We start from the raw sequence: 21,743 nt of genomic DNA on the forward strand, positions 1-21,743 counted from the left end.
CAATAGGTAACAAAATATTCGAATAATTTCGACATAATAGTGATTTATTTTCTTCATCGATAGATAAAGACGGTATCGCTGAACTTATTTCGTTTTGCGACACCGTCGTTTATAGTTTATATTTTGTTTTAGCTTTCATTTTATTTATTTTTTGTTTTCAATTTCTGTTTTCAGTTTTAGCTTTCAATTTCACACATTCAGTTTAGATAATGCAATTAACCGTCCGTAGCAAGTCGTCAATATTAAAAGGTTTACTCAGGAAGCCTTGATACTGATTGGCTTCGGGAAGGTTGTCCCGATTGGGGATAGCGGCCGTAATAATTACGGCAGGGATATGACGCAGTTGATTGTCATTGCGCATTCGCTGTATCAAATCACGGCCGCCCATACCTTGCATAATCAGGTCTGTTAACAATAAGTCCGGTACATAACCGCTTTTCATAAGATACAGACCCTCTAATGCATTTTTCCTAACCTCGACGTTGTGTCCGTCATCTGTAAGCGCTGTTTGAATGACCATACCGATAAGGGGGTTGTCCTCAACAACCAATATTCTGTTCATAAGCCACCCTCCAATTCTGGATAAGATTAGACACAATAAAAGTATATCATGGAAAAACAGCGAATGTTGTCGACTGATGGTGTCATAAATAGACATAAATAGTAGAATGCATCCTGGCAGAAATAAATGCAAACAAATCGTTTATTTATTGGAAATTTGCACACTATTGGTGATCCAGAAACCAATTGGTTGCATAAAAATCGAATTTTCGATATGATTACATCGAAAGTTTACATGACACGCAACAGAAAAATCGTCAAGGAGGAAATGCGATGTTCCAGGAATTCAAACAATTTATTATGAAGGGCAATGTCGTTGATCTTGCAGTCGCGGTGATTATTGGCGGCGCGTTCGGCAAGATTGTGACTTCATTAGTGAATGACATCATCATGCCTTTGCTTGGGCTGATACTAGGGAAGATCAACTTTACAGAGCTAAAGTGGGTTATCGTACAGGGGTCTAAGGGAATAAATGGTTCTGAAGGGGTTAAAGAAGTTGCCGTTTTATACGGGACATTCATTCAATCCGTTGTTGACTTTCTGATCATCGCACTCGCTATCTTTTTTATGCTGAAAGCACTGAGTAAATTGAAGCGGAAGAAGGAAGTGCTGGAAGAAACACCGGCTCCGCCTGAACCTTCCAACGAGGAAGTGTTATTAGCGGAAATCAGGGATTTACTTAAAGCGAGAAACAAATAGAGATCCTAAGCAAGGTGTAAAAGCGCCTTGTTTTTTTCGCAGGTTTTTAATCATAGTGCTCGATGTGATGTCCTGTATGAAAGATGGGTATACTCATGATGGCTAAATTTGTTCATGACGGGTTTGCTCATGAATTCAGTATTATGCGCAATTTTTATTGTACAAAATGCCGATATTTTAGTATAATAGCACTTTGAAAATACTACGCTTCTATTTACATAACATATACGATTTAAAGGAGGATATTATGCAAAAAATCCAAATGAAAACGCCATTAGTCGAAATGGATGGCGATGAGATGACCAGGATCATCTGGAAATCCATAAAAGAAATCCTGCTTCAGCCTTACATTGATTTAAAGACAGAATACTATGACCTTGGACTGGAATATCGCGATCAGACGAACGATCAGGTGACGTATGATGCCGCGATGGCCAACAAGAAGTACGGCGTATCCGTCAAGTGCGCGACGATTACACCCAATGCCCAACGTGTCGAAGAATATAATCTGAAAGAAATGTGGAAAAGCCCGAACGGAACGATTAGAGCCATACTCGATGGAACCGTATTCCGTTCACCGATCGTTGTCAACGGAATCAGTCCGATCGTCAGCGCATGGAAGAAACCCATTACGATTGCCCGTCATGCCTATGGTGATGTTTACCGTAATACGGAATACCGTGTTGAAGGCCCCGGAAAAGCAGAGATTGTCTTCACAGGAAAAGATGGCAAGGAAATACGTCAGACCATATTTGACTTTGAAGATAAAGGCGTCATTATGGGTATGCATAATATCGATAAATCAATTGAAAGCTTTGCCCGCGCTTGTTTTAACTATGCTTTGGATGTTAAACAAGATCTTTGGTTCGCAACAAAGGATACAATCTCCAAAAAATATGACCATACATTTAAGGATATTTTCCAGGATATTTTTGAAGCAGAGTATAAGGAAAAATTTGCGGCAGCCAATATTGAATATTTCTATACACTGATTGATGATGCAGTCGCACGTGTCGTCCGTTCTGAAGGCGGATATATCTGGGCATGTAAAAACTACGATGGCGATGTGATGTCCGATATGGTCGCTACTGCGTTCGGTAGTTTGGCAATGATGACATCCGTGCTGGTTTCTCCTGACGGCAACTATGAATATGAAGCCGCTCATGGCACAGTGACCCGTCACTATTACAAACACCTTAAAGGCGAAGAGACCTCAACAAACGCGATGGCTACCCTGTTTGCCTGGACAGGCGCCCTGCGGAAACGCGGTGAGCTTGACGGCTTGAAGGATTTGGTTGAATTTGCTGATCAGCTCGAAGCGGCTTCGCTGAGGACGATTGAAGAGGGGACCATGACCAAAGACCTTGCTCTAATATCCGAACTTCCTGAGAAAAAGGTTGTGAATACGGAGCAGTTCCTCGTCGAAATCAGAAAGACGCTGGATAAAATCAGGAATTAAGAGAGTCAGCGATATTGTCTCAAATAGATACTTATATCGAAGAAAACCGTCTAATTAGATTATTTTGAGACGGTTTTTCTTTTTTTGTATATCAGAAAATGTAAGTGACTTTCTGTCCTCGAAAGTGTGATTCGCGTTCTGAACTACAGAAGTGCAGCTGTGGCTGTCGCCTTCGTTGAATTAATAATTATTATTGAAATAATGGAGATAGGATATTGATTTTTGTTTATATATTCACTATAATAGACTCAAGTATAATTCTCAAGATGAGAAAATCAAATTTAAATTTGAGAGGATGTGAGAGCGTAACAATTTGCCTTTTGAAACATAAGGAGAGTGAAATTTTTAACGTTATGTTATTAATTGAATCTGCAGATTACCGATTGGACTGTAGCTCCTTATAAAGCATGTTCATGCTTATTATTTGTTGTAACTAACCGTGTCCAATTGCACATGGTTTTTTTTATAGGCAGAGGAAAGTGACATACCACACTTGCAAACCGTCATTGGCTATCCTTTATATATATTTCCCACAGGCCAATGGTCAATAAACAGCGAAGGAGGAAAGCGAAAAATAGCTCTTATTATCATTTTTTTAGAGATTTAGAAAGGGAGATGAATGATTTGACAGATACCAAAAAAAGTCTAGCACTGTATGTATTCTCTATTTGCTGCTTCTATTTCTGTATGCCGTCCATGGGGATTATGACTCCGACTATGGCTACATTATCCCAAGCTTTCCCGACGGTTCCTTTTATTAGCATCACCTACATCGGCACCATCGTTGCTTTGTTCCAAATCTTTGGTTCTTTCATCGGCGGTGCGATTGTTGGTAAATTCCTTAAATTCCGCACTACGTTAATTCTTGCTTTTGTTCTCTATCTGGTTGGCGGCCTTGGGCCTTATTTCCTGCCGGATGGCTCCAGCTGGACAACTGTTTTGGTCTTCCGGGCTATCTTCGGTTTAGGACTTGGCTTAAACGTTCCGATGGGCGCTACCCTGATTTCCAGACTCTATCGCGATGAAGCAAAACGCGCGAAGATGATGGGCTTCGGAATGCTGTTCTTCAACATCGGTGCTTTCGGCTTCAGCTACCTCGGACCATCTTTGGCTCTGATCAGCTGGCAGACCGCTTTTCTAGCTCACTTTGTTGGTATCGTCGGTTTAATCGGCGCTATTATGCTGAAAGAGCCCCCCGATGCCGAAGAAGTCAAGGGTGCAAAAGTCAAAATCACCCCGAGAGCTGTTCTTTGGCCATTAGTTTTTGCTATTGAAATGACGCTCGTGTACAGTATGTTCACCATGGGTTCCATGGTTCTGGCACAAGGCGGTATGGATCCTAATACAGCCGGTATGTACCAAGGTACTGGAATCGCCATCCTGACCGCTGTCGGATTTGTTCTTTCCATTGGTTTTGGCTGGATTTATCGTGTAGTAAACAAGTGGATTGTTGCCATTTCTATGATTTGCGTCACCATCGGGCTTTTCCTCGTCAGTTCATCCGGTGCTTCCTTAAGTATTCCGCTGTTCTTGGCTGGCTGGGTATTCTTCGGTATTGGCCAGCAAGGTATAACTAACGGCTTGCCGATGGTTGTCAGCACGGTTGTTGACAAGGCGACGGCGGCTGCTGCGTTGGGTCTTACTTTTGGTTTCATGAACTTCGGCGGCTTTACCTCCACGCCATGGGCTCAGCTCCTCTCGACAATCGGAGCTGACACAGCTGCTGCTGTTATTCGTGCCAATGGGATCGTCTTCATTGTATTCACAATCGTCATGATTGTAGCTACAATGAGAATGAAAAAGTTTAGCTCCGAATCTGAAGCAGCGAAATAAGTTTTTTGAATAAGAAGGGCGCTGTCTGGCGATAATGCTCGTCAGGTAGCGCCTTTTTCTTTTATTGATTAATAAAATGCCGTGTTTAGATATGGCGGGCTGCTGTCTAACGAACGATTTTGTTCGTTGGTCGACAGCCCTTTTTGGTTGCCTGTTTACAATAATATGAGAATTGATCATGTTAGTTACACGAGAATTAATGTGATTAACGTAACGCCGGGTACTGATTTTTTAGGGAAATTTGAGATAATATAGAAAGGACTATTATATATTCAATGAACATTAGCGTTAATATTATATTATGAAGAGAAGGTGTAACACGATGCCAAAGTCACTCAGCCAATTTTTGTCCGAGCAAGGGGTCGATGACAATCTGCTGAAAGAAGCGGCTAATTTTCGGGAATTTTACAAACTGGAGGATAACCTTCGCTTTCGAATTCCGGACACCCTAAGTTATTTTTACGGCAAGGATATTTGGAATATGTGTATTGCGGCCTTGCTGGAGGGTGAAAGCATTCTGTTGTCGGGGCCGAAGGCGACTGGAAAGAATTTGTTGGCTGATAATCTAGGCACATTGTTCGGGAGGCCGCAGTGGAATGTTTCCTTCAACGTCAATACAGACAGCGCGTCGTTGATTGGGACCGATACATTTGTCAACAACGAGGTCAGACTACGGAAAGGTGCGGTATACGAATGTGCGACGTACGGTGGCTTTGGCGTCTTTGATGAAATCAATATGGCTAAAAATGAAGCTATTGTTGTTTTGCATTCCGCTTTGGATTATCGCAGGATCATCGATATTCCTGGCTACGAAAAGATCAGCCTGCATGATGCGGCGCGGTTTATTGGCACGATGAATTATGAGTATGCCGGGACGCGTGAACTCAACGAAGCCTTAGTATCGCGGTTCTTAGTCATTGATATTCCACAGGTGGAAGAAGATAAGCTCATGCTTATCCTACAGGGTTATTTCGCGGATGCTGATATGGAGAAACTGGATCAGTTTGCCGGTTTGTTTCTGGATCTTCAGACGAAAGCTGATCACGGTGAGATCTCAACAAAATCGGTGGACCTTCGCGGGCTTATTGCCTGTATACGAACGATCAGAAGAGGTCTTAAGCCCAGATTAGCTGTCAGTATGGGAGTCACGGGAAAAACATTTGATCAGTATGAAAAGGAAATCGTCGGTGACGTCATCCGTACACGAATTCCAGATAGCTGGCAAAGAGAAGATGTTTTTCCATCGAGCCTGGAATAATTATTAGGGTTTTATTCTATTTTGGTTTATCAGGCAATTTTAAATACTTGATACATCTAAGTGCAGCTAGGTCTGCTGCCAAAGACTTGAACCAGCCAAGTTTTATTTAAATTTGCTGTGTATCACTAGGTATTGGGCTATGTTGAAGGGAAGGATCCGTATATGGAGTGGATCTACAGTAACTATGACAAGGAAAGCCGTCTGAAGAATGTCATGTGGACAGTCAGCGGAGACTACTCCGAGGAATTGGAGAAGTCAGGTTTTTATGCGCACATATCCGATGATTTGGCCTTATATTACGCTGCCTTGGCTGGCGCCAGGAGAAAATATATTAACTGGAAAATGGTCAAAGGTTATTTGAATTACCGGGTTAAGCAAGGCGTTTCATTTGAGGTGCTGTTGGTTTTAACGCAGCTTTGCTGTGACCGGATGGTTGAAGCGGCTTTGTATCATGAACGACCGGGTCTGGTCGAAATAAGCAAAAAGGCCGTTGGCGACTTAATTGAAGCGTATCTGCTTGATCCTCCGAAAACCCTTTTGGATCAAGTGCGCTATGCGGTATTATTGCGACAGGCTGGCAAGCACATTCCGGTTGACCGGTTGGTCGGGGATATTGTGCGTGCGATTGAAGATCCAGCCGAGGTAAAGGATACTGATGATGTCATAGCGAAAATAGACCGAATTTATAATGCGTATTTTTCCGGATTACAGGAAGCTGCGGTATATGACGGTCAAAAAGGGCAGGCAGACTATCGGATCGCTGATGATGTCAATAAGGCATTTGATCAAGACGACTTCCAGAGATTTATGATGGAAGAGTATTATCATGAGACTGAAGATGTACTGGAGGCTGCCGTCGATCAAATAGCCACTGTCTTCTTGGCGGAAACGATGGGTTCGCTCAGACCGGATAAAAATGAACAAAGCGGACCGGTTGATCGAATTGTATCAATGGACGAGGAAACCGCTGAAAAGCTGCATGCAAAAATTGAATATTACTACGGGAAATCCTTTTTGTCTAAGGATGAAGTGATCCGGATTGAGAAACGAATCTGCAGAAATACCCACGAGGGCTGCAGGGTTCATTTTACGGATGGTGTTCTTCGGCATCAGGGTGATCCTACTTTTCAAACGAAATTAGGCCACAGACAAAAGGAAAATAATATGGCTTATTTCAATAGTACGGCACGTGTCAACCGCAGAAATATCCAGAGACTCAAGGAAAATATTATCCGTATGCTGGCCAAACAGGCTGAAGTAACCGTTGTTCCCTCTGAATATGGGGTGATCATACCCAATAAGCTGTGGATGATTGGCAGGACATCTAATCATAAGGTGTTTAATAAGGTCATGACCAATGCAAAGGGCGGGTATGTGATCGATATCTTGCTCGATGCGAGCGGATCCCAGCGCGAACGACAGGGAATTATCGCGGCGCAGGGTTATATTCTCTCAGAAGCGCTAACCTTAGCTGAAATCCCGAATCGCGTCATGAGTTTTTGCAGCTTTTTAGACTATACCATTTTGCGACGGTTCCGCGATTATGACAGCCCGCGCCTGGATAATAGCAATATTTTTGAATACCAGGCTGTGGGGAATAACCGCGACGGACTGGCAATTCGGGCTGTCTGTGAAGCTTTGACCAAACGGGATGAAGAGAATAAGATTTTAATCATCCTCAGTGACGGAAAACCCAATGATATTCAAATAGCGAAGAACAGCACGATAAGGGGTGATACGTCTTATCGTGGGTTCAAGGCGATAAAGGATACCGCAATGGAGGTTCGCAAAGCCAGAAAGTCCGGAATCATCGTTTTAGGCGTATTTACTGGGAAGGAGCAAGATCTGCTGGCGGAAAAGTACATTTACGGCAAGGATTTTATTTATACCAGAGATATCGGGAAGTTCGCGGATATTGCCGGGATTTTTCTAAAACGCGTGATCGACAGCTGAAAAAGGATATTTACACTCTTGTTCTTTTTTTACAAAGACCTATTGACATCACTGGGAATAGATAATATATTTTGTTATAGTGATAGCATTTATGTATTTATTAAAAACATGTTTCCGTATCATATCAAGAAAAATCAAATAATCACCATTTTGCCTGTATACACTTGTTAATATGCGTAAAATTGTACAATCTAAAACCATATAAAAAGTCCCGGGCAACTTCTCCATGTCATATTTTTATAAATAATTAAATTTATGCGTTCAGGAATGCTGTGAATAACATGAAGCAATAGCAATTATTATTTTGTGAATAATTGCTAGGATAGTAAATATTGATTTTTGTTTGTTGTATTATCCATTGCCATAGGACTGTACAGCATTATTTTCTGTGCCCTTATGGGTTGCAAATTGGTGAGTCTGGTTTTTTCTTCATGACCGCAGAGATTACGACTACCTTAGCCGATGGAGTAAACTGATGACGACAGCCATGCGGTGTCGATGCATCGAAATAGAGAGAATCGCCTTCTTTCAAGCGGTATTCATCAGATGCAACAAACCAAAGGGTTTCACCTTCCAGCATATAAAGCAGTTTAACTCCTTCGTGAAGTACGGGTGACATAGTGACTAAATCACCGCTGATGATCAGGCTATCAATTTCTTGATTCGGACTATCGGTCAGCTGCTGATACACACAGCCCATATGGTTTATTGCTTTTACTTCATTACTTTTAACAAAACTATGGACAGGATCCTGCTCATGAAAAAAGATATTAATGGGGACATCTAAGGCACGAGAGATCTTTTCTAGAGTTGACAAAGAGGGGCTAATAAAGTCATGTTCAATTTGGCTTATATAACTGATACTCACATTAATCATTTCTGATAGATTTGTAATGCTCAGATGGCGTTCCTTACGGATATTGCTAATCAATTTCCCTACTTTCATCAAGAAATTTCCTCTCTTCAACGTGTTGATTTTTCAGAGAATAGATGACAGTTATTGATTGAAGTGCAGGCAACGATCATTTCTAGTTTGTCATCGCAAGGGACACCCCAATGCGGTGCAGAGGCGTTAAAGAGAATGGCATCTCCTTCTCGCATTACGTATTCCTCCGTTCCAACATATAAGTGTAATTCACCATGTAATACATAAATCAGTTCAGTTCCTTCATGCTGGAAGATCATGCTTTCTAAAGCATGGATCTTTGTAATATATACACAGAGAGAGCTGCTCGGCGTGGGGTTACAAAGATATTCCAATAATCCTCCCAGCGAATGATGCAGATGAGTGCGTCTTTCCTTGGGAATATATTGGGTTTGGATCTTCGGCCGGGGAAAAAGTGAAGACACCGGAATACTCATAGCACCGGCAATTTTTTCTATACTCGATAAAGAAGGGCTGACCTTGTTTCTCTCTACCAGACTGAGATAGCCCATAGTCAAATCCGTTCTTTCGGCAATATTTCTCAAACTCAGCTGTTTCGTTTTCCGGATATCACGAATGATGGGACCTATTTCAACCATACATACCCTCTACGATCTAGCACATAGTCACACAAATAAAGTTTTACATTATACATTAAATTATATCCAATAACTCCTTTGTTTTGTACAGGAAATCGTTGTCAATAAACGGGATACTACCCGCATTCCAAGCGAATATTTACAGCCAGTTAATGCCAACCAGGCTTCCGTAATACAGACGATATCGAATCAGAGTTTTGAAGTCAAAATCATTCTATAAGCAGGTGCGATCCTGTCAAGGAAGTGAAGACGTATTGCGACTCTAGAAAGGTGTGAGGATAAATGAGCGATAGTACGGCAGAACAAACACTTGATCAACAGAATGAAGAGATTCTTGATGACTTTCCGGAAGGTATGATAAATGCGGAAGAAAGGAATAAGAACAATGTGGATGGCGATATTTCCTTGTTGACTGATATATATGCTTTGTGCAATCAATTAATTATCAAAGATGACTTGCATAGTGTTTATCACGCCGTTGTTGATACAGCTCTGATGCTGACCAACGCAGATAAAGGGTTTATCCAGGTTCCAGATGAAAAGAACCTGGGCGCGTTGAAGCTCATTGAATACTCTGGGATGAAAGAACATAAAGTTCCATATGCTATCCCCATCGGAGAAGATTGTTCCGGGAGAGCCTACACAGCGTTAAAACGGGTTATTGTCAAAGAGGTATCCAGTTCAACGATTTTTTCGAAGGAGAATAGACAGATTCTCCTTGCGGAAGATATACAGGCGGTTCAGTCTACGCCACTGATCAGCAGCAAGGGGAATACTCAAGGGATACTGTCGACATGTTATAGTCAAAAGCACGATCTGAATACAAGAGATTTACGGGTGATTGATATACTAGCACCGATTGCAGGCGATATGATTGAGTTAGCCAAAGATCGCGAAGAAACAAATCAGAAAGTGAAAGAAGCCCTCGCAATTAACGAAGAACTCCGACGCATGGACCAGCATAAGAACGCCTTCCTCAGCATGCTCTCTCATGAGCTCCGTAATCCGCTGGCTTCCATCATGATGAGTCTGTCATTGCTTGATGTTCCGGAAAATAATAAGGAAGCATTACGAGCGAAAAAGGCTATAAAACGGCAGTCTGCACTGCTTTCGCGACTTATCGACGATCTGTTGGATGTCACGCGTATTTCATCGAGCAAAATGACACTAAAAAGAGAATATATTGATTTGAATATGATAATTTCACGGGCGATTGATGATTACAAGGAACAATTTGAACGCGGAGGCGTTCACTTAGAGGTTGACCTGCCGTTAGTTCCTTTATATATCGAAGCAGATCCGGCACGGATAACACAAATTATCGGCAATATACTGCACAATGCGGTAAAATTTTCTGGAAGCGGCTGCTTGACCGCAGTGACTGTCTATAAGGAAGGTGCCGAAGCAGTTATTCGTATCCGGGATAATGGCATTGGTATCGAACGTGATTTATTAGAAGATTTATTTAAGCCTTTTGCACAGGCAGCAGATAGGAACTCAGAAAGGAATGGTCAAGGCCTCGGACTCGGTTTAGCCATTGTTAAAGGCATCGTGGAGCTCCATGGCGGTATTATTGAGGCATTTAGTGAAGGTTTAGGCAAAGGAACAGAATTTATTATTCGGTTGCCGCTTGGAGAAGGGCCGAATAATCTTTCTTGTCAGCAAAACATTGAAGATAAAAAGGCTGCGCAAGTTTTTAAGATATTGGTGATTGATGATGTCCCGGATATTGCGGAAATTCTCAGTTCCTTGTTATGCTCCCTGGGTCATGATGTTATTTCGGCCAAGAGCGGCAAAGAGGGGCTAGATAAAGCCAGAACATTTCATCCCGACGTCATCCTGTGTGATATCGGTATGATAGGAATTGACGGGTATGAGGTTGCGCAAAGAATAAGAAACGACAGTGAATTAAAGGATGTCTATTTAATTGCCTTATCCGGGTACGCTCAAGAAATGGATATTAAGAAGAGTATGCATGCCGGTTTTGATAAACATCTCGCCAAACCGTTAGACTTAGCTGTCTTAGACAAGATTCTGCTTGGGATCTCCAAAAGGTAAAGGGAGTATAAATTAGAAAACGTCATACGCAGGGAAATCAATGAGTTGATTTCCCTGTATGATATTTTTATATGTGTATTTAATTTGAATAATATATATGTAATTTCATTAATGCAGCATAACAATTCTAAGAGCAGATTTAGCGGCGGGTAAATTTGTTTACTATCCCAAACCACTATATAATGCCTTTATTGATTCAACTTAATTAAATGATACATAATAATATGAGGTGTTAATATTGACTGGGCAATTAATTGAAAGCGAGTTTATAGAAAGAAAGAATGTTAAGGATATTCTGAAGAATGTACTATCATACCCACTGAATATTGTAGTTGCTCCGATTGGCTACGGTAAAACAACCGCTGTCAAAAAATATGTACAAGATATAAAAATTCGCTCTGTATGGATTTCAATGTCAGAGCTAGGGAAGGATAATGATTTTTTTTGGCAGGAGTTAATCAAAAGTATTGCTCAATTTAATCAAACATTAACCGAAGAACTACAATCTCTCGGTTTTCCTTCGGATAATATAAGAATTGCCAAGGCTCTTAATATTATCAAAAAACGATCGGCTAAAGAAGAAATAATTATCGTCTTTGACGACTATTATTTGATTGAAAACAATGAGAAGAACGAATTATTATTGAATCTTATTCAGTTAAAAATACCCTACCTGCACATTATAATATTAAGCCGATTTATGCCGGACATCCCAGTTGCCGGGCTAATTGTTTCAGGTTTGTGTCATTTATTAGATCATGATGTACTCGCCTTTAGCATCGATGAAACTGAAAAGTATCTTAGTTTATATGGATGTCATGTAAACAAAAAGCAACTGGAGGAAATTCAGGATTATACTTGCGGGTGGATTACGGCTATTTGTCTAACCAAGAATTATTTAGTCAATGGGGAAGCGGATGCTTTTTCTAAATTTTATCATGATAGTGAATTGTTATTAAAATCAGTGATTACTCATATTTATGAGCCGGAAATTACGGAATTTCTTTATAAGATATGTTTTTTAGAATCATTCACTATGGATCAGGCATGTTTCATTTTAGAGGAAAAAAAAGTAATCGATTACATAAAACGGCTTTATAGGGATAGCTTTTTTATTTTAAGAAATCATGAAGGTGCTTATAAATTAAATAAGATAGTAAGAAATCTCCTTTGCAGTGGAAGGGAGCCTAATAAAAATGATATCGATTATCAGAAACTCTATGCAAGAGCAGGTCTTTGGTACATCAATGAGAAAAAGTACATTGAAGGGTTAAGTTGTTTATTTAAAGCGCAACATTTGGAAGATATATTAATGGTAATGGACAAAAAAGAGACAACCCTTGATATCATTCAATCTGCGCTTATAATCAACGATAACCTTTTGGAAATGATACTTAGTATGCAAGATCAAATAAAATACCAATATCCTATGGCCATGATTAAACTAATCTATATCTATTGCTTGGTTAGAGATAAAGAAAAGGGCGCAGAGATGTTTAATCTTTTGGCTAACTATTATAATGTATATAATCACGCGACATACAGTAACAAAAGAATTCTCGGTGAGATAGAATTTCATTGTAGTATAACTGTTTTTAATGATATCCAAAAAGTTTTTGACCATTTTGATAAGTCTTACGAACTTTTAAAGGGACAATCGTATATCAGTGATAAGCATGATGGACTCATATTTAGTTCACCCCATCTATCATATATGTACTATCGAGAAAAAGGGCACTATAAGGATATTATAGAGATTTTATCATCCAGGTATGAAAGCTATCTCTGTCTTATTGGCAGTAATTATGTCAGTTTTCAATACTTAGTATTTGCAGAATACTACCTTGAAACAGGCGATCTCGAACAAGCCCAACTTAATGTATTAAAAGCAGTTCATCTCGCACAAAAAGATAGATTTGTTTACCTGCTCGTATGTGCTAAATTCACTTTAACTCGTCTTTATCTTGCTCAAGGTAATATTTCCGGAGTCAATGAATGTTTGAGCTATTTTGCGGTTATAAGTCAGAATGATGATAACCTGTATATTCGAACCACCGTGGATATAGCTAGGGCCTATATATATTCCTGTATGGATCAAATAGACGAAATACCCGAGTGGATTAAAAGTAGAACGAATCTGAATGAAAGTTTCAGGCACAGTATGGATGTTTTTAGTATCGTATATGGTAAGTATGTGCTCCTTTCCGGTGATTTTATTGAGCTTGATGCTCTAATAAATAATTTTCTCGCTCAATTTCGAGTGTATAACAATCAGTTGGGATATATTTATACCTTTATATACAGTGCGGCTGCCAAGTGTACTCTTTATGGAATAGCTGATGGTGTTGTAGAACTAAATAAGGCATTGACTATCGCTGAGGCAGATAATATTGTTATGCCTTTTGCTGAAAACGCAGAATATATATTGCCCATTTTAAAAAGTGAGTTAGTTAATGTGAATTCAACCTATCTGAAGCGGCTCACCGCCTGTTGTATAGAGCATCTTGCTATAAAAAGAAAAATTAAAAGATCCAAAGGCTTCCTATCTGATCGAGAAATCGAAATATTACAGTCTTTAAATGACGGATTAAAAATAAAGGAAATTGCCAAAAAATTATTTCTTTCACCAAATACAGTTAGCACCCATATGAAAAATATCTATTCCAAATTGGATGTTAACAATAAAATTGCTGCTATTAAAAAGGCTTGTGAAATCAATATTATTTAATATTTAATTTATATAAAATATTCAAAAAATACCATATTTATGTGATGCTGCATATTCAGAATAAGACTATAATTAAAAAAGCTTATTCCGATATGCTTTTTTTTTAGGGATCGTTTGTGATAAATATTCAATACAACCAAATTATTGTTGACGCTTAATTAATATTGGGAAGGAAGCTATATTGTTGTGGTTGATAAAAATACGCTAATGCACAAAAATACTAAGGTAAACGTAATTTTCCATAAAGAATATCATCCCAAAAAGATTGTTCTAGCGGAACTAATTTGTAATAATCAAGGACGCGCTATTGATTGCAAAGTTTTAAATGTCACCACTTGCTTACCGAACTCCGATTTAAATAGGGAATTGGTAGTTAATCAGGCCAAACACTTGTTAAATGCTGCGGTGTATACGTGGTTAGAAATATTTGAAAGCGTTGTTAATAACGGAAATTCTTTAAAATTCGAAAAATATAATGAGGCGCTGAGCCGATGGTATCACGTACAGGCTTACGCCACTTATAATAGCAATCAGTTTGTTGCCATCTTTGAAGATATTATGGATATAAGCAGCTTCAGTTGATGGATGATCGGGATGGCCAGCTTGACCATTCGCTATTTTTATATACAAGTGACAAACGAAAGTTAGCGTATTGAAAGGGTGGATAATATGGCCTGTCCGCAAAACGTTGCAGATAAAAAAGCTGCGCAAGTTTTAAAGATATTGGTAATCGATGATGTCCCGGATATTACGGAAATTCTCAGCGCCTTATTATGCTCGTTGGGGCATGATGTTATTTCGGCCAAGAGTGGCATTGAAGGGATAGATAAAGCTAAAACATTTCATCCCGACGTCATTCTGTGTGATATCGGTATGATCGGGCTTGACGGGTACGAAGTTGCGCGAAGATTACGAAACGATAGTGAATTAAAGGATGTATACTTAATCGCCTTATCCGGATACGATCTGGAAATGGATATTAAGCAATGTATGCATGCCGGTTTTGATAAACATCTCGCTAAACCATTAGACTTAGCTGTCTTAGATGGCGTCCTTGCTGAAATACACAAAAGGTAAATCCAGCGGGATAAGCGTATGGGGACGAGGGCTGGGCATTGGCATATAGGGGACAAAGGGGACGGGGGGACAAAGGGGACGTAGACCCTTGTCTCCTTTTTTAGGAGACAAGGGTCTACGTCCCCTTTGTCCCCCCGTCTCGGCTCCATCCTCGTTTCCATCGTCTTGCCCTCGCACCGAATTTCATATCTCTTTGTATGAAATATCTCGCATTATCTCCCAGAATATAAAATAATTGCATAAAAAGGTTTATAAATTCTAAAATATATAGGATAATACATAATGGGAAAATAGTGATGATAGAATGACTCAAACGGAGACAGAATAGTGAAGTATCTTACGAAAAAAGTAAAATTAGCGAATATGCTTGCCTTTTGGAAGCATTTTCAGAAGCAAGAATGTCTTGTTTTTTATAACCCTCAAAAAGAGGAATTGATTTTTGGTGCTAAACGCATCAGGACTTTTGCCGACGGGGAATCACATCAGGATTACCCCTATGTATTCTCAACACGGTCATTTTTTCCGATGGTCAGGGATCCCAAATGGGTTGATTTTGGCAATGAGACAATTGCTTTTACTTATTATTTGGTTGAAAAAGACGGTAATCAAACGCTTTATTATCCGGATCAAGGAATTGACGATACTGAAATAGAGGAAATAAGCTCTATTCAAAGTTCTTTGACGCATACCCATACACATACCTGTCAATTTGGAGATGATTACCCCCAGTGGCAGGCTATGTTCGACAAAGTGCTCAAAGAAATAACCTTACATAAAGCGACGAAGGTCGTACTTTCGCGTGAAGTGAAAATCACCTGCGATGGAACAGTAGATCAGGAAAGTGTTCTCCATAATCTTCTGAAGAATAACCGAGACAGCTTTGTTTTTGCGTATACTCGCGATGGAAAAACGTTTTTAGGTGCAACACCGGAAATTCTGGTTCAAAAAGAGGGAGATACCATCATCAGTTATGCCTTGGCGGGCACGATATCCCGCAGCAAGCTGGATGATGAGAAGCAACAGGCATTTCTGCTTAATGACCCCAAAAATGTACATGAACATACAATCGTTATCGACAGGATTGCTCAGGTATTGAAAAAATACTCTCGGGACGTGCAAATAGGGCAAACCCGTATCTTGGCATTAAGGAATCTTTACCACCTGCAAACCATTCTTATGGCTAAAGATGCGAGCCCGTTAACGGAGTGGGTGACCCGGCTTCACCCAACACCGGCTATGGGTGGCAGTCCGTATAAGACCGCTTTGGATATTATTAAGAGAAACGAAAAACACGAGAGGGGACTCTATGCAGCGCCGCTGGGAGTCATTAATGCGAATGGCGACGGTGTTTTTGTAGTGGGAATCCGTTCTGCGCTTGTCATCGAGAATAAGGTCTACGCTTATATAGGATGCGGGATCGTTGAAGGGTCCGACTGTCGCGAAGAATATCTGGAAACCAACGAAAAAATGCGAACGATTCTTGAGAGCCTGGAAGAGAGCGATGGAAATGAACGATCATAATTATCTGACCGGAACAAACTATATTGCGGCGCTTGTTGATGAGTTATATCAGCTGGGGGTTCGAGAAGTCGTGATCAGTCCCGGGTCGCGATCAACACCTGTCGCCATATTATGCTGCGAACACCAATTTGATGTTTATATCGACATCGATGAACGTTCAGCTGCGTTCTTTGCTTTGGGTATCGCCAAAGAAAAGTGTAGGCCGGTGGCTTTACTTTGTACATCGGGATCGGCCGCCGCCCATTATCTGCCCGCGCTGGTGGAAGCAAGATATTCGCGGGTGCCGATGATCGTACTGACAGCGGATCGTCCGCCTGAATTACGGCAGGTCGGAGCACCGCAAACCATCGACCAGAACAAACTCTTTGGGGGTTATGTTAATTTTTACGAGGAGATATCCTTACCAGAAGAAACGGAGACCATGCACCGCTATGTCCGTATGGTGATGCAGAAAGCATATGGTGCAGTGATGAAGACTGGATTCGGCACGGCACATATCAATATCCCATTGCGCGAGCCCTTGATACCGGATCTGAATAAACTTGATTTTTCCGCAGGCCGCAGTTCCTATCGGTTTCAATTGATATCTGAACTGTCTCAGGCGAATAGGAACATCGTTTTACCGGATAGCTCAATCTTTGATTTCCTAATAAATAAGAATGGGATTATTATCGGCGGCGGGGATGCCTATGCGGATTACCATCGTGAAGTGATTGCGCTTGCCCAGCGTTTGAAGGCGCCGCTGCTGGCTGATCCGCTCTCGAATTTCCGCAACTATGATTCGGACGTGATCATCGATAGCTATCAGGCTTTTCTCAAATCGAATGAGATTAAGGATGAGCTAAAGCCGGACTATATCATTCAGTTCGGACAGACCCCGGTTTCCAAGAGCCTCCAGCAATATGCAGCCCGGCATCGCCAAAGTCTGTTTATTCAGGTTGACACTGTATTTGAATACCGTAACCCGGCCCTGTCCACGGATACATATATTGAAGCTTCACCAAAACAGTTTGCCAATGCGTTGAAATCTGAAAAAAGCAATACCGAATACCTGAAAAAGTGGCAGACACATCAGAAAAGAATGCGGGATAAATTGAAATCAGCCGAAAAGGAAACCCGATTTTTTGAAGGTGCGATTATTCAGAAAATGCAGAAACAGCTACCGGAGGGATGTCGGTTGTATGCGGCAAACAGTATGGCTATTCGCGATGTTGACGATTTTTTTGAAGCGCGAGCGCAGAAGATCAAAGTCATGGGAAACCGCGGCACGAATGGAATCGATGGGACAATATCGACGGCATTAGGCATTGCGGCAGCAAAAGAGCCCACCGTGCTGTTAGCCGGGGATCTCGCGCTGTTTCATGATATGAACGGATTGCTGACAGGGAAGAAATATGCGCTCAATTTGACGATTATCTTGTTCAATAATAATGGCGGGGGGATATTCCGTTATTTGCCCCAAAGCAAAGAGAAACATTTTGAAACCTTGTTTTTAACTCCGCATGATTTGGATTTTTCTGCTTTAAAATCTCTGTATGGAATTACTTACTACGAAGCCAGCACAATCGATGACTTTGAACGATGTTTTAAAAAGGCGCAGGCTGAACCCGGGATCAAACTCATCGAAACCAAAATCGACTTGGAATTGAGCAAAGAACTTCACGATACATATACACGACTCTAAGCAATTGTATAAAAGCTATTTTGCGGAATAACGGCATTAGTCGAGGCATGACCATTGCACAGCGTATTGGATTGTAGGTGAAAAAAGGCTATGATGATTTCCGTAAGTGGGTTTCATTTTCATCTGGAAGTAAGAGGCAGCGGGAAACCGATTGTTTGTCTGCATGGCTTCGCGGAAGATTTGAGTACATGGGGTTCTATTACGTTAGATAAATATCAAATGGTACTGATAGATCTGCCGGGACATGGACAGAGTGATAAACCGGAGATGATGGAACAGTATCGTCTGCCGATTGTCATTGATCATCTGCACGCGTTGATCCGGTATTTAGATCTGCAGGCATACACGCTAATGGGTTATTCTATGGGCGGACGGATTGCTCTATCGTATACGCTTGCTTATCCAAATGAAGTTGATCGCTTGATATTAGAAAGCAGCTCGTATGGGGAATGCGGAATACTGAGCCGATATAAACGGCGGCGTAACGATGCGGAATTAGCCCGGAAGATCCAAGAGAATGGAATAGAATGGTTCGAACGATTCTGGGCAGAACAGAGCATTTTTCAAACCCAGAGCACGCTGCCGCCGCAAATAAGGCAGAAGATAAAGGAAAGACGTTTGCAGAATGAAACACATGCGCTAGCCAATACATTATTGGCCAACGGGCAGGGGACATTTCCCTGTCTGAAACGACGTATGGATCATATCAAAGTACCGATACTCTACATTTGCGGTGAGAAGGATCATAAATACCGGAAAATTGGTTCAGCGATGCAATGCCGGAATAAAAATACGGTGACGTCCATTATTACGTCAGCGGGCCATAATACCCATATCGAAAGACCAGAGCTTTTTACGGAAGCTGTCACGCGGTTTTTAAATAAAGATTAATGAATCTAGTTTATTATAATGATAAACAAGACAAACCATTTCATGAGATAAAAGAAATTAAATTAAAAAAACAGGGGGTCTAGTCATGTCACTATTTCCTTGGGAAAAACTCAATCGCAATTATGACGATGTCATTTACGAAACGTATAATGGGATTGCCAAAATCACGATTAATCGTCCGGAAGTCCGCAATGCATTCCGTCCAAAGACAGTCATGGAACTGATCGACGCTTTCACCATAGCCAGAGAAGACAGCAAGGTCGGGGTTATCATACTGACGGGGGCTAACCATGGACAAGGGCAGGAAAAGGAAGCTTTCTGTTCTGGCGGCGATCAACGGGTTCGCGGTCATGGCGGTTATGTCGGCGATGATCAGATCCCGCGGTTAAATGTACTTGATCTGCAACGTCTGATCCGACTCATACCCAAGCCCGTTATTGCCATGGTCAACGGATATGCCATCGGCGGTGGCCATGTCCTGCATATCGTCTGCGATTTATCCATCGCTTCGGAAAATGCGAAATTCGGCCAGACCGGTCCGAAAGTCGGTTCCTTTGACGCCGGTTACGGCGCGGGGTATTTAGCCCGGATCATCGGTCATAAAAAAGCACGTGAGATTTGGTATCTATGCCGTCAGTATACAGCAAAAGAGGCATTGGAAATGGGACTTGTCAACACCGTTGTCCCATTTGACCAATTGGAAACAGAGACCGTCAAATGGGCGGAGGAGATCCTGCAGCATTCGCCAACAGCGCTGCGCTTTTTAAAGGCGGCATTTAATGCGGATACAGATGGCTTGGCCGGATTGCAGCAATTAGCCGGGGATGCGACGCTGCTCTACTATACGACAGACGAAGCAAAAGAAGGAAGGGATGCCTTTAAGGAGAAACGCATCCCGGATTTCGACAAGTTCCCTAAGTTTCCTTGAGTTTTATCAAGCCAATGCGGGTAGTGTGCATACAGACGTTTTTAAACGGAAAGGTATCGCTGTCTTGAGAACGATGATCACCTTAAGGATATCGGATAACGTATGAATTGGTTAGAAAAACAGGCGTTAGAAAAGCCGGATAAAAGATTTGTCAACGCGTTGACTTTCAGTGAAGTTTATGAACTTACGGCGGACCTGGCGGCAAGGCTCTCTACGTATGTCCAAAATCAGTGCAGAGTCGCACTGTTCTCCAATAACTCCGAACGAATGATTTTGATTTTTCTCTCGCTTCAATTGCTGCAGAAGGAAGTCCTGTTGCTCAATACCCGCTTAACAGAGACTGAAATTGAAGAACAATGCGAGAAGCTGGATATTCGGCTAGTCATAGCACAAAACAATAAAACGTTCCCGTCCCTGGCTGCAAAAAACGGGATAACGGATGCCAGACAATGGCTGCTTTTTGACGAGATCTTTTCCAGGTACGCAGCAAAGAGCGATCCTGGTGGTGATGACATCACAATCTCTGCAGACAAGGTTTCGTTGGCTGAGGAATTCAGACCGGAGCAGATCGCGGTGATTATGAATACAAGCGCGACGACAGGGGATTTTAAGTCTGTGCCGCTCCGCTGGAAACAATTCCTGGCTCATGTACAGGCTTCTCAGCAATGTCTGGGCATGTCAAATCAGGATAATTGGCTGATGGTCCTGCCGATGTATCATATTAGTGGATTAACAATCCTCTTGCGCAGTCTCTACAACGGGACCTCCGTGACCGTCATGGAGCGGTTTGACGAGGAACAAACAGTGTCACTCATAAAAAATGGTACAGTAAATATGCTATCCGTCGTGCCAACGATGCTCAGCCGGATTATTGACAGGATCCAAGAACATCACCTTCGCTTAGTTTTGACAGGCGGCGAGTTTATCCCGGAGCCGCTGGTGGAAAAATGTCTGAACAAACGGATTCCCATCTATAAAACCTATGGCATGACGGAAACTACGAGCCAAGCGGTAACCTTTTCCGTGCTTGAATTTCCAGAGAAAAAGGCTGCGGTCGGCAAAGCGCTGCCCCATGTTAAGCTACGGATCAGTAACCCGGATTCAGACGGTAGCGGCGAAGTCCATATCGCCAGCCCGATGGTCATGGATGGTTACTTAGGCAAAGAACCTGTGAAGGGCTATTTCAATACGGAGGATATCGGATATCTTGACGATGAGGGATTTTTATATATTCTCGACCGTCGGAAGAATATCATTATCTCAGGCGGTGAAAATATTTATCCCCGTGAAATCGAAAGTACGCTTTATCAGCATCCGGACATGGTCGAATGCGCCGTTGTCAGCAGAAAAGATCCGGTCTGGGGGCAGGTGCCTGTTCTCTTTGCAGTGACTAGCATGGACACGGAGGCTATCCGGCAGTACCTGGGGACGTATCTGGCTAAATATAAACTGCCGCGGGATATTATCCTCCTGACGGAACTTCCTCGAAATGCCACTGGGAAAATAGCCAGAAAAGATTTGGAAAAAATGGCTGAGGACTATTACAGGGAATAAAATGATTTGCGACGA

17 protein-coding genes are annotated in these 21,743 nt (G+C 41.6%); 14 read left to right on the plus strand and 3 right to left on the minus strand.

Annotated elements, in window-relative coordinates:
* Window positions 1–202 precede the first annotated feature (202 nt).
* A complete protein-coding gene (locus LPY66_RS07810; protein ID WP_337987516.1) occupies window positions 203–562 on the minus strand; it encodes a response regulator in 360 nt (119 codons plus the stop codon).
* A 272-nt stretch (window positions 563–834) separates the two neighbouring features.
* Here LPY66_RS07810 and mscL point away from each other — a divergent pair, with 272 nt between their 5' ends.
* From mscL to LPY66_RS07835, 5 genes are all read left to right on the plus strand, one after another.
* Entirely contained in the window at window positions 835–1,260 is a 426-nt protein-coding gene (gene mscL / locus LPY66_RS07815; protein WP_337987517.1) for a large-conductance mechanosensitive channel protein MscL, read from the plus strand.
* A 247-nt stretch (window positions 1,261–1,507) separates the two neighbouring features.
* A complete protein-coding gene (locus LPY66_RS07820) occupies window positions 1,508–2,719 on the plus strand; it encodes an NADP-dependent isocitrate dehydrogenase (RefSeq protein WP_337987518.1) in 1,212 nt (403 codons plus the stop codon).
* Window positions 2,720–3,343: 624 nt separating this feature from the next.
* Entirely contained in the window at window positions 3,344–4,552 is a 1,209-nt protein-coding gene (locus LPY66_RS07825) for an MFS transporter (RefSeq protein WP_337987519.1), read from the plus strand.
* A gap of 322 nt (window positions 4,553–4,874) precedes the next feature.
* On the plus strand, window positions 4,875–5,810 hold the full coding sequence (locus LPY66_RS07830) for an AAA family ATPase (RefSeq protein WP_337987520.1): 936 nt from the start codon (window positions 4,875–4,877) through the stop codon (window positions 5,808–5,810).
* Between the two features lie 162 nt (window positions 5,811–5,972).
* Entirely contained in the window at window positions 5,973–7,763 is a 1,791-nt protein-coding gene (locus LPY66_RS07835; protein ID WP_337987521.1) for a nitric oxide reductase activation-like protein, read from the plus strand.
* A 394-nt stretch (window positions 7,764–8,157) separates the two neighbouring features.
* Here the strand turns inward: LPY66_RS07835 and LPY66_RS07840 are convergent, their stop codons facing one another.
* Together LPY66_RS07840 and LPY66_RS07845 are read right to left on the minus strand one after the other, a co-directional pair.
* A complete protein-coding gene (locus LPY66_RS07840; RefSeq protein WP_337988046.1) occupies window positions 8,158–8,709 on the minus strand; it encodes a helix-turn-helix domain-containing protein in 552 nt (183 codons plus the stop codon).
* Window positions 8,710–8,726: 17 nt separating this feature from the next.
* Window positions 8,727–9,287: a helix-turn-helix domain-containing protein gene (locus LPY66_RS07845; RefSeq protein ID WP_337987522.1), complete on the minus strand. Its 561-nt coding sequence runs from the start codon at window positions 9,285–9,287 to the stop codon at window positions 8,727–8,729.
* A gap of 282 nt (window positions 9,288–9,569) precedes the next feature.
* Between LPY66_RS07845 and LPY66_RS07850 the strand changes: the two genes are divergently transcribed.
* The 9 genes from LPY66_RS07850 to menE all read left to right on the plus strand — a co-directional run bounded on the left by LPY66_RS07850 (window position 9,570) and on the right by menE (window position 21,728).
* A complete protein-coding gene (locus LPY66_RS07850) occupies window positions 9,570–11,345 on the plus strand; it encodes a hybrid sensor histidine kinase/response regulator (RefSeq protein ID WP_337987523.1) in 1,776 nt (591 codons plus the stop codon).
* Window positions 11,346–11,583: 238 nt separating this feature from the next.
* Window positions 11,584–14,073: a helix-turn-helix transcriptional regulator gene (locus LPY66_RS07855; RefSeq protein WP_337987524.1), complete on the plus strand. Its 2,490-nt coding sequence runs from the start codon at window positions 11,584–11,586 to the stop codon at window positions 14,071–14,073.
* 186 nt (window positions 14,074–14,259) lie between these two features.
* The gene (locus LPY66_RS07860) at window positions 14,260–14,655 is read left to right on the plus strand and encodes a hypothetical protein (protein WP_337987525.1); all 396 of its coding nucleotides are present in this window, start codon (window positions 14,260–14,262) and stop codon (window positions 14,653–14,655) included.
* An 87-nt stretch (window positions 14,656–14,742) separates the two neighbouring features.
* Window positions 14,743–15,150, plus strand: coding sequence for a response regulator (locus LPY66_RS07865; RefSeq protein ID WP_337987526.1), 408 nt, complete (start codon window positions 14,743–14,745; stop codon window positions 15,148–15,150).
* A 327-nt stretch (window positions 15,151–15,477) separates the two neighbouring features.
* Entirely contained in the window at window positions 15,478–16,671 is a 1,194-nt protein-coding gene (locus tag LPY66_RS07870; protein WP_337987527.1) for an isochorismate synthase, read from the plus strand.
* Window positions 16,658–18,355, plus strand: coding sequence for a 2-succinyl-5-enolpyruvyl-6-hydroxy-3-cyclohexene-1-carboxylic-acid synthase (gene menD, locus LPY66_RS07875; protein WP_337987528.1), 1,698 nt, complete (start codon window positions 16,658–16,660; stop codon window positions 18,353–18,355). Before LPY66_RS07870 ends, menD begins: the two co-directional genes overlap by 14 nt.
* A gap of 90 nt (window positions 18,356–18,445) precedes the next feature.
* Window positions 18,446–19,246 (plus strand): 2-succinyl-6-hydroxy-2,4-cyclohexadiene-1-carboxylate synthase, encoded by an 801-nt coding sequence (gene menH / locus LPY66_RS07880; protein ID WP_337987529.1) that lies wholly within the window; start codon window positions 18,446–18,448, stop codon window positions 19,244–19,246.
* Between the two features lie 85 nt (window positions 19,247–19,331).
* Entirely contained in the window at window positions 19,332–20,174 is an 843-nt protein-coding gene (gene menB / locus LPY66_RS07885; RefSeq protein WP_337987530.1) for a 1,4-dihydroxy-2-naphthoyl-CoA synthase, read from the plus strand.
* 102 nt (window positions 20,175–20,276) lie between these two features.
* Window positions 20,277–21,728: an o-succinylbenzoate--CoA ligase gene (gene menE / locus LPY66_RS07890; protein WP_337987531.1), complete on the plus strand. Its 1,452-nt coding sequence runs from the start codon at window positions 20,277–20,279 to the stop codon at window positions 21,726–21,728.
* Window positions 21,729–21,743: the final 15 nt, after the last annotated feature.

The sequence above is a fragment of the Dehalobacter sp. DCM genome (assembly GCF_024972775.1).
Taxonomy (GTDB): domain Bacteria; phylum Bacillota; class Desulfitobacteriia; order Desulfitobacteriales; family Syntrophobotulaceae; genus Dehalobacter.

Coding starts and splice junctions, on each gene's coding strand:
- LPY66_RS07810 (WP_337987516.1), bottom strand. CDS start 562: ATGAACAGAATATTGGTTGTTGAGGACAACCCCCTTATCGGTATGGTC.
- mscL (WP_337987517.1), top strand. CDS start 835: ATGTTCCAGGAATTCAAACAATTTATTATGAAGGGCAATGTCGTTGAT.
- LPY66_RS07820 (WP_337987518.1), top strand. CDS start 1,508: ATGCAAAAAATCCAAATGAAAACGCCATTAGTCGAAATGGATGGCGAT.
- LPY66_RS07830 (WP_337987520.1), top strand. CDS start 4,875: ATGCCAAAGTCACTCAGCCAATTTTTGTCCGAGCAAGGGGTCGATGAC.
- LPY66_RS07835 (WP_337987521.1), top strand. CDS start 5,973: ATGGAGTGGATCTACAGTAACTATGACAAGGAAAGCCGTCTGAAGAAT.
- LPY66_RS07840 (WP_337988046.1), bottom strand. CDS start 8,709: ATGAAAGTAGGGAAATTGATTAGCAATATCCGTAAGGAACGCCATCTG.
- LPY66_RS07845 (WP_337987522.1), bottom strand. CDS start 9,287: ATGGTTGAAATAGGTCCCATCATTCGTGATATCCGGAAAACGAAACAG.
- LPY66_RS07850 (WP_337987523.1), top strand. CDS start 9,570: ATGAGCGATAGTACGGCAGAACAAACACTTGATCAACAGAATGAAGAG.
- LPY66_RS07865 (WP_337987526.1), top strand. CDS start 14,743: ATGGCCTGTCCGCAAAACGTTGCAGATAAAAAAGCTGCGCAAGTTTTA.
- menD (WP_337987528.1), top strand. CDS start 16,658: ATGAACGATCATAATTATCTGACCGGAACAAACTATATTGCGGCGCTT.
- menH (WP_337987529.1), top strand. CDS start 18,446: ATGATGATTTCCGTAAGTGGGTTTCATTTTCATCTGGAAGTAAGAGGC.
- menB (WP_337987530.1), top strand. CDS start 19,332: ATGTCACTATTTCCTTGGGAAAAACTCAATCGCAATTATGACGATGTC.
- menE (WP_337987531.1), top strand. CDS start 20,277: ATGAATTGGTTAGAAAAACAGGCGTTAGAAAAGCCGGATAAAAGATTT.